Source organism: Alkalihalobacillus sp. AL-G (assembly GCF_030643805.1).
Classification (GTDB): domain Bacteria; phylum Bacillota; class Bacilli; order Bacillales; family Fictibacillaceae; genus Pseudalkalibacillus.
Window position 1 is genome coordinate 1,623,489 of sequence record NZ_CP094656.1, and the last position, 16,454, is coordinate 1,639,942.

Here is a 16,454-nt window from a genome sequence, read left to right on the forward strand (position 1 = left end):
TGTCGTATGATCATTGATAATGTACGCTTATTTCGGCCATTTATAAATGATGACCCCGAAACGATGCATCATATTGTGCTCGAGAACGGAAAGATAGCGGAAATTCATAAAGGAAGAGCGCCTCAACAAGGCAATGATGTTCATGATGGAAAAGAAAGAACTATTATGACCAGTTTTACGGACTCCCACTTGCACTTATTACGTTATGGTTTGATGAAGGTCGAATTAGATTTGCGACATGTTACGAGCTGGCGTGAGATGAAAGAGGAAATGCGGGATTACTATCCAGAAATGGAGGAAAACGATTGGATTGTTGGCCGAGGTTTTAACGACGATCAATTTACAGACATCGATCATTATTTAACAGCAAAAGACCTTGATGAAATTCATCTCGGAAAACCAATCTTCTTTCTGCATCAGGATGGTCATGAATGTGTTGTAAATGATAAAGTGATGGATATGCTTAAAATGGAAGACTCCTTTAAAAAGGCAGTTCCCGAAAGCTTCATCGAAAAAGATAATGCCGGGGAATGGACGGGGCGTTTCAAGGATACAGCGGTTCATTTTATAAAAAGGCATTTCCGTGGACGTTCAAAACAAGAAGCAAAGGAAGCGATAACAGCTGCCATTCCACACTTTCTAAACTTAGGTATTACCACAGTTCATACTGATGACCTGAACTTTATCGGTTCCTATCAAATCCTGTGGGAAAGCTATAGAGAACTGGAAAAAGATGATAAACTTCCAATTGAGGTATTTCTTCATCATTATATATTCAACAAAGATGACTTGGATGAATTTATCGAAAGTTTTGATATAAGAAGTGGTGAAGGAACAGTAAAAGTGAAGACAGGTGCTATCAAAATTTTTCTCGATGGGACGCAACGCCTTCACACAGCCGCCATGCGTTTTCCATATAGCGATAAACCAGATACAACTGGAAATCTTGTATACTCCCAGGATGAATTGAATGAAATCGTGAAAGCTGCTTCAGAAAATGACATGCAGGTTGCTATGCATGCGATCGGAGACAGTGCTGTAGAGCAAGCCATAAATGCATTGGAACAACCTGAAGTCAATGTTTCCAAGCTTCGCCACCGTATCATTCATGCTCAAACGCTCGGACCTGATTTGATTGAACGGTTAGGAGATTTAAAGCCATTTATTGAAACACAGCCTTCTTTTTTAATGGAAGAGTATGATCAAAAGGCTATCTGGGTCGGTGAGGATCTGGCACCTTATTGTGATCCATTCGGAAGTTTGGAACAAAATGGTATTCCTTATACATTAAGCTCAGATGCACCGATTGGAAACTTAAATCCATTCGAATCGATTTTTGGTGCAGTAAACAGGACGGATTTTGAGCATCAACCTGAGGGAGGGTGGGTGCCACATGAAAAACTGACGCTGGACCAATCAGTGGAAGCATTTACGTATACTCCGAAGCTGTTGGAGTATCAAGAATCTTTGAAAGGAAAGCTTGAAGAAGGGTTTGAAGCGGACTTTATTTTAGTAACAGACCATCCGAAAAGTACGAGAATGATTGATCTTCATGAAATACGTGTCGATGAAGTATGGGTGTCTGGAGAAAGAGTGTTCGAATGTAATTAATTCCAATTTATTATCCCTTGAAATTACCTGATTTCCACGTGTTTTTTGATATAATGGACGTAGGTGAGAGTTAAAGGGGAGTTTTCAATGAAGGTTAGGCATGAGATGAATGAAGAAGATACACAACAATTGATCAAGCTATTTCATACACAACACAATACAATTCTCGATGAATGGTTGAACGTTGTAGCGATTTCCGAAAATGATCCTTTTTATGAAGAGGTCATAAATAATGGTGGACATACCATCCGCTTAATTACGACCTACTTAAAAGACCCCGAAACACCGATGATTCAAAACCTAACGAAAAAAGTTGCACGAGAACGAATTGAAGCACAGGTTGATATTGGAGAATTCATAACAAATATCAATATGGGCCGATCAATCGTTTATAGAGTTTTAAATAAGTCAGATGTCCCACAAGATAAACAGCTTAAGTTTTTGCTTATGATTAATGACTTTTTTGATTTGTACATGTACCATGCAGTCACCGAGTACTCAAATCTGAAAGACTCGATCATTCAAAAGAAAAGTCGTTTTATCCAAGAAATGCACAGTGACCGCCTCTCAATACTAGGACAAATCGCTGCGAGCTTTGCCCATGAATTCAGAAACCCTTTGACATCGATAAAAGGCTTCATTCAACTAATTGAAATGGAAACCCCAAAAGATGGGGAGGTAGCTTCCTATTTTAAAATTATCAACCGTGAAATGGAAAGCTTACAAGAAAAGATTTCCCAATTTCTATACCTCTCAAAAATGAAAGGTATTGATGATGAGTCAGAATCCTTTTCACTTACTGAAGTGATACGGAATATGCTGGCGTTCCTGTATCCTCGATTTGTTGATGAACACATCACCATCGATAGCGATATTAATGGACAACTTACGATGTTCGGGGTTGAAGAACAGCTGAAGCAGGTCGTGTTAAATATTTTGAACAATGCAGTTGAAGAACTATCTGAAACAGATGGCGACCGGGTTATACACGTGAGCCTTACTAATAATGGGAGCGAACTGTTTTTAAAAATCACGAACAGTGGATCGAAAATACCTGAGCACCTTCTTGAAGATATTTTTGAACCATTTATTTCAACCAAGCAATTAGGAACAGGACTTGGCCTTTCTGTTTGTAAACAAATCGTCGAAAAACACCGAGGAATGATACAAGTTGATTCTACAGAAAAAGAAACGTCCTTTCTCATGACATTCCCACTGGCTGAAGCGAAAGGAATTTACTAATATGCAAAATGAAACTGTTTTTTATAATGCACATGAATTAAAGCAAGCGATCGAAATGGATCCTCTTATTCAAAGTAAAGTACCTGTATTGATTTGCAATAGTCATATAACAGGACTTGCAGTTGCGAGAGGTTTAGGTAGAAATGGTGTTCCGGTCATCGCACTGGACCGTGAAGCAAAAGGGATTTCGTTTGCATCAAAGTATGTCAGCAAACGGGGTGTTTGCCCAAACCCGGTTGTTTCAGAAAAAGCTTTTATCCAGTACTTGCTCGATATCGGACCAGCGTTTAAACATAAATGCGTTTTGATTCCGTCTATGGATGAATGGGCGTTAGCCATGGCGAAGTATGCGGATGAATTATCGGAGTATTACATCTGGCCATTTTCCAGCTATGCTACCATTCAACAAATTCTCGACAAGTCCCAGCTGTATGAACGAGCGCGATCCTTAGAAGTTCCGATTCCTGCTTTTGAAAAAATAACTACAAAGAACCAATCGACCATCCCGGACCGTATTTCGTATCCGATGGTTTTAAAACCAATCAATAAACGAGCGTTTTACGATCGATTTAAGGAAGGTCTTTTTATCGTCGAAAATAAAGAACAATACGAACAAAAAATAAAAGAGGCAGGTGAGCTCGAGTTAATCGCCCAAGAGCAGGTAAACGTCAATGCAAATGGTTATGTAACCATTGCTGTCTATATGGACGGTGAACAAAATGTAAGAGGAACATTTGCTGGTCGACGCTTGGAAATTTACCCGCCACAATCCGGAACGACATGTCTTGTCGAATCAATCGAAGCCAAAGATCTATCAAAACGTGCAGTTTCGATTTTGCAAGCATTTTCATATGAAGGTATCGCCGAATGCGAGTTTCTTTATGACGAAAATGAAAGTGAGTATAAGCTCCTCGACATTAATACAAGACCATGGAAATGGATTGGGTTACCGATCCATTGCGGTGTCAACCTGCCATACCTATTATATTCATATGCAACAGGAGAAGGCCTAACCTCCGTGCAAAACAAGTTCGATACAAAATGGGTATATTTGAACGACTATCAAACGTTAAAGGAAAATAAGCAAGGACTGTTTGATGGAGATATTTTGACGAAGGACGAATGGCTTGAAATCCTATTGAATAATACCGATGAAAGTGATCTTATCATTACTGCCGTGGCATCAATGGATGATCTAGGACCCTCTTATCAACTATTAAAAAATAAATTTGCAAAACAGTCGTATTACTGTCCTTGTTAAATCAAAAAAGGCGTTATGAATTGAATCAAACACTCCTTTTAAGTCAGCATTCCCGCTGGCTTTTTTAGTTTTGTTTTACATCAAAAGTTTAAATGGATCCATTTTTAGAAAAGGAAAACCTAATACAATCCAAAACCGTGAAATTGTTTAGAAAAGATAAGCTTTTTGGGTTTCGCACTAAGCCGAATGGGGTATGTTGTGCGGGGACTTTCGAGGAGAGTTTCAGTTACGATCGACTTAACCGCGGAAATATGTTGAAAGTATACTTTTCAGAACAGAGGTTATGGTTGAATGAAACGTACGAGATGGTTTTGACTCGATTTGAAAATCTGATCAAAAAGTTAATCAAAGACTATGGTCTAAGCTCTGACTTTGACGAAATGCAGCAAATAGGACGTATCGCCCTTTGGGAAGCTTACACTAAATATGATCCTGTAAAAGGCCACTTTCCCCCATATGCGAAGCAATATATTTCGGGCAGGTTATTGCAGGCTGCTAAAAAGTCGGCTCAACATCAGCATGTTGTTTGTAGTGAGGCTATACTTCAAACTACCCACCATTATGAGGTACAATACCTGGAAGAATTGTTACTACAGGAGTATGTCAATGGTTTATCCAAAAGAGAACGGTTATTTGTTGAATGTGTGATTTTACAAGGGGAACCTCAAACAGTACTCGCAGAAAAGGAAGGAGTATCCTATCAAACCGTTCGCTCCTGGAGAAAAACTGCTTTGGCAAAGCTGAGGATAATAGCTGGGAAAATGAACCATCCTAAAGTATAGAATGAAAAAATCAAAGGAGGATGACTTCTTAAGGTCATCCTCCATCATCGATCGTCAATCGTTTTTATAGGTGATCCGTTTTTTTCGAATATTGTCTGGTACCGTTTTTAACATTGTTATCTTCCATATTGTTTTTTAATTCCTGAACTGCTTGATTATCCCGCTTTTTCTTATCATTATCCTTTGTTTTAGACAAGGTAATCCCTCCTAAAGGCTGTATTGCCCTTAGGCTATACGATTGAATAGGGAATTATTCGACACCTGGCTTGCCATCTAAGAAGAATACAGCGAGAGTACCAGGACCTGCGTGTGCTCCGACTGCACAACCAATCGAATTAATCATAATATTTTTGACATCATATTTAGATTCGATCAGTTCTTTTAATTCATTTGCACGGGAAAGATTGTCAGCATGCGTAATTGCGATGGTCTGCTGGTCAAGTTCTTTTCCTCGATCATCGATCAATTCGATTAGTCGGGAAAGAACCCTCTTGCTCCCACGAACCTTCTCGAGCGGGAATAGTTTACCGTCTTCCATATGAAGAATAGGCTTGACCTTTAACAACCCGCCAACAAAACCGGCTGTTTTTGAAACTCGGCCACCCCTGACCAGATATTCCAAATTATCGACCGTGACAATGTGTTTGATCTGGTCAACTAGGGTATGAGTGTATGTAATGAGTTGATCTTTTGTATGATTTTGTTCAATCGCTTGTGCAAGATAGTAGGCAATCAAACCTTGTCCAAGGGATGCACTTCTGGAGTCGATGATGGTTAAATCAAGCTGTGTTCCTTCCTCCAATAGTTGGTCTCGGATGAGGCATGCAGTTTGGTATGTACCTGAAAGCTCTGAAGAGAAGGTTAAATATATCGCAGGCTTCTGTTCCTCAGCTAGAGATTGAAATAATGCTTTCATACGATCAGGAGGAACTTGAGATGTTTTCGGTGCTGCTCCTTCACGCATCATTGCATAAAGTTTTGTAGGCTGAATGGTTTCTTTGTCAAAATACTCTTCCTGTCCGACATGCACAACAAGTGGAAGGACCTCCATGCTGTATTGGTCAACCACGTGCTGTGGAAGATCACAACCAGTATCAACGATCAGTTGAATGGACATAGTTACACCTCACAATAATTGCTAGTTTACAACTTTCTATAAGTTTAGCGGTGTCTTCCCAAAAAAGCAACGAAATGTTTAATTGCCGTAGTTTTTATATTGACAAATCCACTGTTTTTTTGTTAAAAAGAGTACGGCCTGACCGTAGATTACTTACCAACTTCAAACTTATAGGATGCACCGAATACCACTGGTAGGTGGTAGTTCAGCTCTACCTATATAGAAAGTAACGCTACTTTTTAAACGTGGAATGAAAGAAGGGATAGCGATTGACATTGTATTCAGAAGCGAAAAAGATTGTAATTGTCATACTCGGGGCAGTCTTCGGGGCGATATCACTAAACTATTTTCTTATACCTGCAAATGTATATGCTAGCGGCTTTACCGGTATTGCACAATTATTGGCAAGTATTTTACAAACGACCGCGATACCAGCATCAACCGGTATCCTATTGTTTATTTTAAACATTCCCGTCGCGATCTTAGGGTGGTTGAAGGTTGGAAAATCATTTACTGTTTATAGCTTTTTTAGTGTAGCTGCAACAACCTTTTTCCTTGAACTTATACCGATTCGTACTATTTCCGAGGATATTTTGCTAAATGCAGTGTTTGGCGGTGTGCTCGCTGCCGTAGGGATCGGCTTTACGTTAAAGTGGGGTGCTTCGACCGGAGGGATGGACATTGTTGCAATGGTTCTGTCGAGAATGAAGGACAAGCCTATCGGACTTTATTTTTTTACATTGAATTCGATTATTATTTTGACGGCAGGTCTCCTTTATGGTTGGGAAAAAGCACTTTATACTCTTGTAACTTTATATGTTACCTCACGAGTGATCGATGTCATTCATACACGACATGAAAAGTTAACAGCTATGATCATAACGAAAAAAGGCGCGCAATTACAAAAGTCAATCCATCAAAAGATGGTCCGGGGAATTACCAAGATTCCTGCAAAGGGCGGCTTTACAAACGAAGAGAAAGAATTGTTGATCATCGTAGTTACACGTTATGAGCTTTATGACCTTGAGCACATTATTAAGGAAGTAGACCCGCATGCGTTTACAAACATAGTGAATACTACCGGTATCTTTGGTTTTTTTCGGACAGAAGGGAAATAAAGAAAGCTCAGCCAAGCTTTATGCCGGGCTGAGCTTCTTCTAACCTTTGTTTTATGGTGTGATGTCTAGCTACGGAACCCAATCAAGGTGGCGCTTTTCTAATTAATAATTGTTTTCAAATACTTCCTGAACATGTGGGACAATTGTATCCCAATCACTGTCGGGGGTTTTATTGATTGTAATGAAATCTTGGAAACCAAAAATTGATTCGACCCCATCGATGTTTAACAAAGCACTCGCAACGACATCATCAGGATTATCACCAGTACGATAAGAAAGTCGTCCCTCAAAGATTGCTTGACTTGCTGAAAATTTCAGTGCATTTGGATTAGGTGTTGGATCAATAGAAAATTCTACTGCCATTTCAATCATTCTCCTTTCAACTTTCACTCTTTACTTTGAAAATCGCGATTTGGAATACACATGTTTATTGTACCAAAAACAAGGATTTTCTGGTACGTTAGGAAAGCATAACATATTGACTTTCAAAACGGACAAGATAAATACGAACTTAGATTATGGTCACTTGTCAAATATAAAAATCATGTGAGTCTTAAAATGAAAATCCATAGCGGTTCGAAATGATTTCGTAAAAACCGAGTGAATTGTACAGGTGTTTTGTTATGGAGTTATTGATTCCAGTTTCCAGTTCAATCGATTTAATACTGTTCCGCTCCGCCCAATAGATAACATGCAATAATAGCTTTCGAGCAATCCCCTGGTTTCTCAAATCTTCCTGAACAAAAAGCTCATTAAGCCACATGTAGGGTCCGCCCTTTGGTAGACTGATTCCAATATTGAAAAATGCGACACCTACAATTTCCTCGTCTTTTTCTGCAACTACAAGATAAGCTTGGTGATCACTCTCAAGAGCAAGGTTGATTCCATTTAAAATAAAATCAAAATTCTTCTGAATATCAGTGTTCGTGCGTTGTTGTAAAAGTAGTTCTGCAATACTAGTTCGAATTTTAGGTTCTGCTTCGCGTTGGACCTCGTAAATTTTCATGTTGTAAACCTCCTATGACCCACATTTCATAATTCAATGTTGAAGCCTCAATTCCTTCTTTCGTTTTTGAATAAAACATTTTTTAGTCTTTTTATTAAATATTAGGAACTTTTAGGTGATTCCAATCGTCTATATTATATAGAGACATGAAATTATCCGGGTCAATAGTTCTAAGGATTCGATTTCATTACAATTTCATAGGAATAGCAATCGTATGTACGAAAAGCATCAAGTTTTAACGAATATTATCTTATATTGAGGGTTCATAGTAAACCGGAAATAAGTAGAAATATTATACATAAAGAACGAATTGAAGATGATAGTAATGATTTTTCCCAGGAGGTAATTATAAATGCCTACTTTAGTCTGCTTTGGAGATAGCTTAACAGCGATGGAAGAAAGTAATGATGGATATGCTCGTTTAACTCCTCGTTTACGTAAAGTCTTGAAGAACTGGACAATTGTGAATTCGGGTGTTTCAGGAGAAACGACGAGAGGAGCCCTTGCAAGACTACAGGATGATGTGTTACGCCATTCACCGAAACTCGTCACCATTCTTTTTGGTTCTAATGATGCGAGTGAGCATCGTCGAATAAAATTAACGGAGTATGAGCGAAATATTGAAATAATGATCGACCGGATTTCGCCGCAAAAAACGATTTTAATCACTCCACCTCCAGTAGTTGAACAAAAACAGGAGAACAGAAACAATGACGTTTTATTAGAATATGTGGAAGTCATTCGTAAAATTGGTACTAAACGGGGATGCTATGTGATTGATCTTTGGTCTTACTTCCATAAAAAGGAACTCTATTTTAAAATGCTGCAAAAGGATGGACTCCATCTTAATGAACGTGGTTACTTGTTTTTATCGGAATTGCTCCTAGATCAAATAAAGGCCATTTATTCGAAAGCACAGCATGTACTATAAACTCCAAACGTAAAGGGTTGGCGAAATCGCCAACCCTTTCGTTACTCTCCCCCGATCGTCCGTATTTCAGAATGTTTCATTTGTTTTTCGTGATCCTTGGCCGACATCGTTGTTGAGTATTCTTCTTGATTATTTTTCTGTACACGTTCGGCACCTTGTTCAATAGCTCGTTTTGATTGATTTTTCTTGCTCATTATAAAAGCCCCCTTTGCATGTATTATCCCGCAAATGTACTCATTATACTCTTGCTTTTAAGGAAAGGACCTCTTCTAGATACCGGGCAATCCCATCTTCTTCATTCGTGTCAGTAACAGCATTAGCGATATTTTTCAGCTCTGGAATCGCATTTCCCATCGCAATCCCATGACCTGCATATTCAATCATCTCGAGGTCGTTATCTTCATCACCAAACGCAATGATTCGTTCTTGTGGAATTTGAAAATGTTCTGCAACTCGTTTCAAGCCCACCGCCTTGTTTAAGCCAGCTTTAACCACTTCTATAATATTCCACGGTGCTGCCCAAATTCGATGATCGATGACCTCTGCATGCTCTTTTTTCAGTAGCTCTCTTAATTCCTTTACATGATGGTCATGAGGTCGAATCAGAATAGAAGTTGGGTCATGCACAAGCTTGTCAGCTATATTACCGATACTTATGTTGGATTTATCAATTAAAAAGGAGCTTGTAATGAATTCATCCTCATAATGTAGGTACACATCATCGAGCACTTCGGCCACGACATTTTTCACATTAAATTCCAGGCAAGTGTTCACAATCGATTTAGCAACCGAAATGTCCATAGGAGAGTGATATGTTCCCCATTCCGGCATCCCGGGGTGATGTATAAAAGCTCCGTTAAAATTAATGATAGGAGTAGTCAGTTCAAGCTCATGATAATATTCTTCACTTCCACGGAACGGTCGACCAGTTGAGATCACTACATGATGGCCATGCTCAATAGCTTTCTTTAATAAGTTTTTTGTATGTTCTGAGATCGTTTTATCGTCCTTTAGTAAGGTTCCATCCAGGTCTAGTGCGATTAAATAGGGTTGTGTCATCTTTCTGCCCCTTTCTAAAATTATGTGTTTAAAAATCGTCTATTTATTATGAGTGCCTTTTTTGAACAATCTATATAAACGTACATTCAATTGTATCGATTATAGGTAAAAATGTCCATGAGGCAGCTACAAATATTTTTGTCGAAAAATATTGAACTGTGTTATTATTATTATCACATTGATTTATGAAATGGAGGAATGTTTATGGGAAACGAACATCATAGTAATGAAGTGAATGAAGCGATCGGTAAAAAGAAAATCGACCGTCTTCAATTCCGTGGAGGAGTCTTCGCTGCGACGATACCTCTCGTGTTTTTCATTGTATGGGCAATCACTTTAAGTGTCATGGAACTTGTGACAGAAGAAGCTCTCGTACTCGGAATGGTACTCGGAATTTTAATCGGACTATTTTTTTGTAAATCAAAATGGGCAGATTATGCCCAATCACTGTTTTCAGGGATGGCACAACCAATCGGGGTTATCGCAGTAATCGCTTGGTTCTGGGCTGGAATGTTTGCGAAACTCCTATCTGCTGGCGGATTAGTCGATGGGTTAATTTGGTTTGGTTTTCAGACGGGTCTAGAAGGTGGTTATTATGTAGGATTGACATTCATACTGTCCGCCTTATTTGCTACTGCGGTCGGGACCGGCTACGGTACGGTTGCGACGTTCGGAATTCTAATGTATCCAGCAGGTTTAGTTCTTGGTGCGGATCCAGTTATATTACTCGCTGCCATTCTAAGTGGGGCCGTTTTTGGTGATAATCTGGCTCCCGTATCGGATACGACCATCGTGTCAGCAACGACTCAGGAAGCGGATGTACCTGGGGTAGTTCGTTCAAGGTTCAAATATTCGATCACTGCTGCGATCCCATCTCTTATTTTGTTTGTCTTGGTTGGCGGGGGTGACCAAGCTCGGAACCCTGAACTTATTAATCAATTTAAAGAGCAAGTTTCACCAGAAGGACTATTGCTGTTGATACCGTTTGCTATCGTCCTATACTTAGCATTGACCGGCCACCATTTGCTTACCTCGTTGACTTGGGGGATCGTCTCATCTGTAGCGGTCATTTTCCTTACGGGAACTCCGCTTAGCAAGGTGATCTCCATTCATAAAGAAAATGGCTCACCGGTCGTTGAAGGAGCCTTGATGAGTGGAATTGGCGGATATTTCAATATGGCTATATTAATATTGTTCATTCTTGCCGCTGCACACTTGTTAGAAGTAGCTGGTACGATGGATGCAATCCGAAACTTCTTCTTAAAGCTCATCAATAAGGTTGTAAAAAGAGCAGAGGTTTCTATTTATGCCATCGTAGCATCGTTAAATGTTTTTATTACAATCAACACTGCAGCTGAAATTGCAGCAGCTCCGTTTGTGCGAAAGCTTGGTAAAGAATTTAACATTCATCCTTATAGACGTGCGAACTTTTTAGATACTGTTTCTTCTTCGCTTGGGTATATTTTGCCATGGAGCGGTGGAGTATTATTGGCTTGGGCAACGATCAAAGGTGCTGCAAAGGATTATGAGTTCATGACTGTAGTAGATCCAACCGATGTATTCCCGTACGTTTTCCAAGGTTGGGGATTATTGATTGTCATGCTCATCGCAGCCCTGACAGGCTGGGGACTTCGTTACACTGGGAAAAACGGTGAGGAAGTACACCCGAAGGATTATCAACCAGAAAAGTAATTGAAGGAAATGTGTTCCCTGACTCTAACATTGGAACCCGTTATATGTTTAATAAAATCGATAAAGGGTAAACAACGTTATATATTCCTTGAGGAGGTTGGTGGAACAATGAAACTTAAATCCAAAAAGGTAGTAATGTCTAGTATTGCAGCCAGTGTTACAGGTGTGGCCACATACTATTTACGCGACGAATCAAACCGAATAAAGCTTAAGGATTCAGTTTCTGATCTCTCAAAGAAAATCAAAGACACGACAGCAATGATGAAAAGGAAAGAGGAATTACCAGTAGAGAAAGGCGGGCAACCGAATCCTCAAGATATTGAGGATAACAAAATGGTCTCGGAAGGCGCCCAATACAGTGTTGAATACTATAACAAAGAAAAACAATAATAATTCCTTTATATTGGGCTGACTTGAGAAAGTCAGTCCTTTTTCTTTTTCTGCGTTTTTCACTTTGGTAAAATAAAGGGTATTGATATTAAAGAGGGTGGCCATACATGGTACTTATTCATAACGAACGGATTGAGGATGAAATTCCAGTATTGAACGTTGCAAAAAAAGAAGCCTTTGCAGAGGAACTTCCGACAGTTATTTTCCTTCATGGAATAACGAGTTCAAAAGAACAAAATTTATCCTATGCGTATCTTTTAGCTGAACTGGGATATCGGACAATACTCCCTGATTTTCCGTACCATGGAGAGCGAATGATCCTGGAAACAACCGACGAACTACAATTTCGATTTTGGGATATTGTACTCAAAGGCATAGCGGAACTGAAATTAGTTGCGGGTCATTATATCGGTTCAGGTCAGACGGATGAGAGCAGGATCGGTGTAGCTGGTACTTCAATGGGAAGTATTACAATGTTTGGTGCACTGACACAATATGAATGGATTAAAACAGCTGTATCATTAATGGGAACACCTTGCTATGAGCAGTTTGCAACAGGAATGATTGATACCTTACAAAAAGAGGGGAAACGGATTCCGTATACAGAAGCGCAGATTAGTGAAAAGCTGGCTGCTTTGAGACCTTTTGACCTCTCAATACACCCAGGTCTTTTAGCTGAACGTCCCTTATTGATTTGGCATGGGCAAAAAGATCCAATAGTTCCGTACTCATTGACGAGAAAATTTTATGAAAGAGTTAAAGAAATCGAATCAATAAATACGTCTAAGGTCAAAATGATCACCGATCCAAATGCTGGGCATAAGGTAACCCGTGATGCCTGTCATGCAACGGTTCGGTGGTTCAAATCCTATTTATGAAGCCCTTATAATGAATAATTTTATAAGAAGGGGACTTAGTCATTCTTAGTCCCTGTTAATTGGAGTTCCATTCGTCTAGAAGTTAGTTTAACGGGCAACTCCAGAAATACAAGTCCTAACCCAATTCCAACTCCTCCCAAAATGGCATGTTTCAAACGAACCCTTCAATTTTCACACAATTTCCTAGATTTCTATCTCCCTACTTTTGCTTTTGAATTTGTATTTATAAGGTGAAAGGGGGTGAGGTAATGGCGACAGCGGTGATGAACGATACCCGATTGTCTGTGACGTTTGATGCAGGTGTAGACCTTGAGGGCAAACCTGTATATAAGCGAAAAAGCTTTAACAACGTCAAGAGCAGTGCGACACACGACCACCTTTACAACATGGTACAAGCACTGGCTCCACTTCAGCAATATCCAGTTTTCCAAATTGAACGCACCAACTCCTTTGATCTAACAGCGTAACAGGTTAAAAAAAATAATTCGGGAAGGAGGGGAAAAGTATGGCGAAACAAATTGAATTGCTTTTTGAAAACTTAGAGGGAAAAACAGTTCGGATTTCTTTAGATGAGCCTATAGAACCGACGGATCCAGTAGCAATCAATGCAGCAATGGATCAAATCATCCTAGATAACGCATTGACGTCTTCAGGCGGGGATCTTGTTACCAAAAAAGGAGCACGAATCGTTGAGCGAAACGTCACAGACATCCCTTTAGCATAATGAAATAACGTGGCCCCGGGTCAGGCTCCCCATTTGGAATAACATTTTTTAAAAAGTGTTATTGCGGTGGTAGTCTGATCCTTTGTATTTTTAATCACTAATAATTTTTAGAGGAGTGAGAGGAATGGAGCAATGGGTGAGTGTGATGAGCGAGATCGGCTTTCCGGTTGTCGTTACATTGTATCTGCTTCACAGGATTGAGGCCAAGCTCGAGGCGTTGAACCAATCCATTCAAAGTCTTCCTAATCAATTGAAAAGCTGATGCGGATTAGTTTATGTCCTTCTTTCGTTAGGTTATACTATAGATAGGCTGTTCAAAAAGGTATTCTATTTTTGAATGCAAATTAAAAGGTAGTTCAAAAAGTCGGGTTTGTCCTCCTTTTTGAACATGTACTGAGAAAATGTAAACGAAAGGGGATTGTAATGGATCAAGAACTGAAGGATAAGTATATGGAAGCACTTGAAGAAGTAGAAGATCCTGAGCTTGGTATCGATATTGTCAATTTGGGTCTGATTTACGATACCGAGTTAGAAGATGGCGTTTTAAAAGTAACGATGACATTGACAGCAATGGGATGCCCTTTAGCAGGAACGATTGCAAACGATGTTCGTAATGCGTTAATCGATTTTGATGAGGTTAAAGATGTGGACGTTAATATCGTTTGGAATCCACCTTGGACGAAGGATAAAATGTCCAGATATGCAAAAATCGCTCTCGGCATTCAATAAGGTTGACATTCATTGAAGGCAGACTCTTATTGAGTCCGCCTTTTTTTGAACGAGGGAAAGCATAACTTTTCAACTAGACTCGGTTTGATAAAATACGAGTAGATTTTTCCATGAGGGGGTGTAATAGACATGGTCGCAGAAAGAAGAAGTCCGATTCAAATTGGAGAAGGAGTTAGGCGTGTTCTTAAGTATTCATTACATAAAACAAGTGAACAAGTAGCGATTGAAAAAAGTTTGTACAGAATATTGGCGGAGGATTTGATTGCGGATCACGATGTGCCCCCATTCAATCGCTCCCCATACGATGGCTTTGCACTAAAAGCTGAAGATACCGAAAATGCCTCGCAACAGCATCCGATATTTTTAAAGGTTATCGATGAAATTGGAGCTGGTGAGGTCTCGACAGCAACAGTTGATCGTGGTGAAGCCGTTCGAATAATGACCGGAGCGGCAATCCCTGAAGGTGCAAACGCAGTAGCAATGTTTGAGGTTGTGAAGGAACAAGAACAGGATGGAAATCAAACAATTGAAGTAGGTCGCCGATTTTCAAAAGGACAAAACATTTCCAGAAGAGGTGAAGATACATCCGAGGGTACACGTCTTTTAAAAAAAGGTACAACAATAACCCCGGGTGTCATCGCACTTCTTGCAACATTCGGGTATAAGTATGTTTCAGTTTATGAAAAACCTCGAGTCGGAATTTTTGCCACAGGGACAGAATTGCTGGATATTGATGAGCCGCTTCAATCAGGCAAGATCAGAAACAGCAACGCATATATGATCGCCTCCCAGGTTGAAAAAATGGGTGGCGAGCCTGTTTATTTTGGGAAGCTGAAGGACGATTTTGAAGCCTGTTTTGTTGCGGTTACAAAATCTTTGAGTGAGGTTGACGTACTTATTACAACTGGCGGCGTTTCAGTCGGAGATTATGATTATTTACCTGCAATCTATAAAAAACTCGGTGCCAATGTGCTGTTTAATAAATTAGCGATGAGGCCAGGTAGTGTTACGACAGTGGCTGAATATAACGGTAAGCTTTTATTTGGTCTTTCAGGAAACCCATCTGCTTGTTTTGTCGGTGGTGAATTGTTTGTCCGTCCGTTTTTAAAGCAATCCTACGGGGATCTCCCCTATCTTGCGAAAACAAAAGCAGTGCTGCAGACCGATTTTCCGAAGGCGAATCCTTTTACCCGATTGGTTCGGAGCAGGGTGGAATTCACTACGAACGGTATAGAAGTTCAGCCGACCGGGTTGGATAAGTCCAGTTCTGTCACCTCAATTGCAGAGGCGAATGCATTTATCATGTTCCCAGGTGGTACGAGGAGTTTCGAAAAAGGGGCAACCGTCGACGTATTGTTGTTTGATCAGCAGAGTGGGATTAACCCATGGAACGAATAGATCCTGTACCTATCTTGCAAGTGGTGGGCTTTAAAAACAGCGGGAAAACATCCGTGATCGAAAAGGTTTTACACGTATTAAATAGGAAAGGCTATAAAGCGGGGGTCATTAAGCATCATGGACATGGCGGTAAGCCTGATTCGATTGATTTGAACGGAACGGATACCGACCGCTTTCAACAATCTGGGGCGAATGTTACTGCTGTAGAAGGAAATGGTATGATTCAAATGCAAATCAACACTTCTCAGGAAAATTCGTTATCCTTACTGACGGGATTGTATAAGCAGCTTCCAATTGATTTCATATTGATTGAAGGATATAAAGTGGCTCCATATCCAAAAGTGATCATCTACAAAACAGCAGAAGAAAAGAATCAGTTGCTCCGTTTAAGAAATATTGTCGCCATGATCGGTCCATCGGCTGAGGATTTGGGAAACAACCTAAAGCCTGCATTTTCCATGGATAAACCTGAACATTATATACCATTTTTTGAAGAGTTTATAAAGCGGAGCTGAG

At 39.9% G+C, this 16,454-nt stretch carries 21 protein-coding genes; 15 read left to right on the forward strand and 6 right to left on the reverse strand.

Annotated features, from left to right (window positions below; all coding sequences use genetic code 11):
• Nucleotides 1-6: 6 nt before the first annotated feature.
• The 4 genes from MOJ78_RS08330 (at nt 7) to MOJ78_RS08345 (ending at nt 4,896) form a co-directional block, all read left to right on the forward strand.
• Nucleotides 7-1,611 carry an amidohydrolase gene (locus tag MOJ78_RS08330; protein WP_304980723.1) on the forward strand — a complete coding sequence of 535 codons (1,605 nt, stop codon included), beginning with the start codon at nt 7-9 and terminating at the stop codon, nt 1,609-1,611.
• 87 nt (nt 1,612-1,698) lie between these two features.
• Entirely contained in the window at nt 1,699-2,853 is a 1,155-nt protein-coding gene (locus MOJ78_RS08335; protein ID WP_304980724.1) for a histidine kinase N-terminal domain-containing protein, read from the forward strand.
• Between the two features lies 1 nt (nt 2,854).
• Nucleotides 2,855-4,114 carry a carboxylate--amine ligase gene (locus MOJ78_RS08340; protein WP_304980725.1) on the forward strand — a complete coding sequence of 420 codons (1,260 nt, stop codon included), beginning with the start codon at nt 2,855-2,857 and terminating at the stop codon, nt 4,112-4,114.
• 287 nt (nt 4,115-4,401) lie between these two features.
• On the forward strand, nt 4,402-4,896 hold the full coding sequence (locus MOJ78_RS08345) for a sigma-70 family RNA polymerase sigma factor (protein ID WP_304980726.1): 495 nt from the start codon (nt 4,402-4,404) through the stop codon (nt 4,894-4,896).
• A 64-nt stretch (nt 4,897-4,960) separates the two neighbouring features.
• Here MOJ78_RS08345 and MOJ78_RS08350 read toward each other — a convergent pair whose 3' ends face one another.
• Complete coding sequence (locus tag MOJ78_RS08350; protein WP_304980727.1) at nt 4,961-5,092, reverse strand: DUF3941 domain-containing protein; 132 nt, start codon at nt 5,090-5,092, stop codon at nt 4,961-4,963.
• Nucleotides 5,093-5,146: 54 nt separating this feature from the next.
• Nucleotides 5,147-6,013, reverse strand: a complete 867-nt coding sequence (locus MOJ78_RS08355) for a DegV family protein (RefSeq protein ID WP_304980728.1) — start codon at nt 6,011-6,013, stop codon at nt 5,147-5,149.
• Nucleotides 6,014-6,282: 269 nt separating this feature from the next.
• Here MOJ78_RS08355 and MOJ78_RS08360 point away from each other — a divergent pair, with 269 nt between their 5' ends.
• On the forward strand, nt 6,283-7,131 hold the full coding sequence (locus tag MOJ78_RS08360; RefSeq protein WP_304980729.1) for a YitT family protein: 849 nt from the start codon (nt 6,283-6,285) through the stop codon (nt 7,129-7,131).
• 102 nt (nt 7,132-7,233) lie between these two features.
• On the opposite strand, the gene MOJ78_RS08365 is transcribed toward MOJ78_RS08360, so the two are convergent.
• Together MOJ78_RS08365 and MOJ78_RS08370 are read right to left on the reverse strand one after the other, a co-directional pair.
• Nucleotides 7,234-7,494: a NifU N-terminal domain-containing protein gene (locus MOJ78_RS08365; protein WP_304980730.1), complete on the reverse strand. Its 261-nt coding sequence runs from the start codon at nt 7,492-7,494 to the stop codon at nt 7,234-7,236.
• Nucleotides 7,495-7,684: 190 nt separating this feature from the next.
• Nucleotides 7,685-8,137 carry a GNAT family N-acetyltransferase gene (locus MOJ78_RS08370; protein WP_304980731.1) on the reverse strand — a complete coding sequence of 151 codons (453 nt, stop codon included), beginning with the start codon at nt 8,135-8,137 and terminating at the stop codon, nt 7,685-7,687.
• Between the two features lie 352 nt (nt 8,138-8,489).
• Between MOJ78_RS08370 and MOJ78_RS08375 the strand changes: the two genes are divergently transcribed.
• Entirely contained in the window at nt 8,490-9,068 is a 579-nt protein-coding gene (locus MOJ78_RS08375; RefSeq protein WP_304980732.1) for an SGNH/GDSL hydrolase family protein, read from the forward strand.
• Between the two features lie 41 nt (nt 9,069-9,109).
• On the opposite strand, the gene MOJ78_RS08380 is transcribed toward MOJ78_RS08375, so the two are convergent.
• Nucleotides 9,110-9,262 carry a hypothetical protein gene (locus tag MOJ78_RS08380; RefSeq protein WP_304980733.1) on the reverse strand — a complete coding sequence of 51 codons (153 nt, stop codon included), beginning with the start codon at nt 9,260-9,262 and terminating at the stop codon, nt 9,110-9,112.
• 43 nt (nt 9,263-9,305) lie between these two features.
• Nucleotides 9,306-10,127, reverse strand: a complete 822-nt coding sequence (locus MOJ78_RS08385; protein WP_304980734.1) for a Cof-type HAD-IIB family hydrolase — start codon at nt 10,125-10,127, stop codon at nt 9,306-9,308.
• 204 nt (nt 10,128-10,331) lie between these two features.
• On the opposite strand from MOJ78_RS08385, the gene MOJ78_RS08390 reads away from it, so the two are divergent.
• The 9 genes from MOJ78_RS08390 (at nt 10,332) to mobB (ending at nt 16,453) form a co-directional block, all read left to right on the forward strand.
• The gene (locus MOJ78_RS08390) at nt 10,332-11,819 is read left to right on the forward strand and encodes a Na+/H+ antiporter NhaC family protein (protein ID WP_304980735.1); all 1,488 of its coding nucleotides are present in this window, start codon (nt 10,332-10,334) and stop codon (nt 11,817-11,819) included.
• A gap of 108 nt (nt 11,820-11,927) precedes the next feature.
• Nucleotides 11,928-12,209 carry a hypothetical protein gene (locus MOJ78_RS08395; protein ID WP_304980736.1) on the forward strand — a complete coding sequence of 94 codons (282 nt, stop codon included), beginning with the start codon at nt 11,928-11,930 and terminating at the stop codon, nt 12,207-12,209.
• A gap of 107 nt (nt 12,210-12,316) precedes the next feature.
• Nucleotides 12,317-13,087, forward strand: a complete 771-nt coding sequence (locus MOJ78_RS08400) for a prolyl oligopeptidase family serine peptidase (RefSeq protein WP_304980737.1) — start codon at nt 12,317-12,319, stop codon at nt 13,085-13,087.
• 248 nt (nt 13,088-13,335) lie between these two features.
• Entirely contained in the window at nt 13,336-13,554 is a 219-nt protein-coding gene (locus MOJ78_RS08405) for a DUF1659 domain-containing protein (RefSeq protein ID WP_304980738.1), read from the forward strand.
• Nucleotides 13,555-13,592: 38 nt separating this feature from the next.
• Nucleotides 13,593-13,811: a DUF2922 domain-containing protein gene (locus MOJ78_RS08410; protein WP_304980739.1), complete on the forward strand. Its 219-nt coding sequence runs from the start codon at nt 13,593-13,595 to the stop codon at nt 13,809-13,811.
• Between the two features lie 124 nt (nt 13,812-13,935).
• Complete coding sequence (locus MOJ78_RS08415; protein ID WP_304980740.1) at nt 13,936-14,073, forward strand: YvrJ family protein; 138 nt, start codon at nt 13,936-13,938, stop codon at nt 14,071-14,073.
• Nucleotides 14,074-14,234: 161 nt separating this feature from the next.
• Entirely contained in the window at nt 14,235-14,540 is a 306-nt protein-coding gene (locus MOJ78_RS08420) for a metal-sulfur cluster assembly factor (RefSeq protein ID WP_304980741.1), read from the forward strand.
• Between the two features lie 129 nt (nt 14,541-14,669).
• Nucleotides 14,670-15,938 (forward strand): molybdopterin molybdotransferase MoeA, encoded by a 1,269-nt coding sequence (gene glp / locus MOJ78_RS08425; RefSeq protein WP_304980742.1) that lies wholly within the window; start codon nt 14,670-14,672, stop codon nt 15,936-15,938.
• A complete protein-coding gene (gene mobB, locus MOJ78_RS08430; RefSeq protein WP_304980743.1) occupies nt 15,926-16,453 on the forward strand; it encodes a molybdopterin-guanine dinucleotide biosynthesis protein B in 528 nt (175 codons plus the stop codon). Before glp ends, mobB begins: the two co-directional genes overlap by 13 nt.
• Nucleotide 16,454 lies beyond the last annotated feature (1 nt).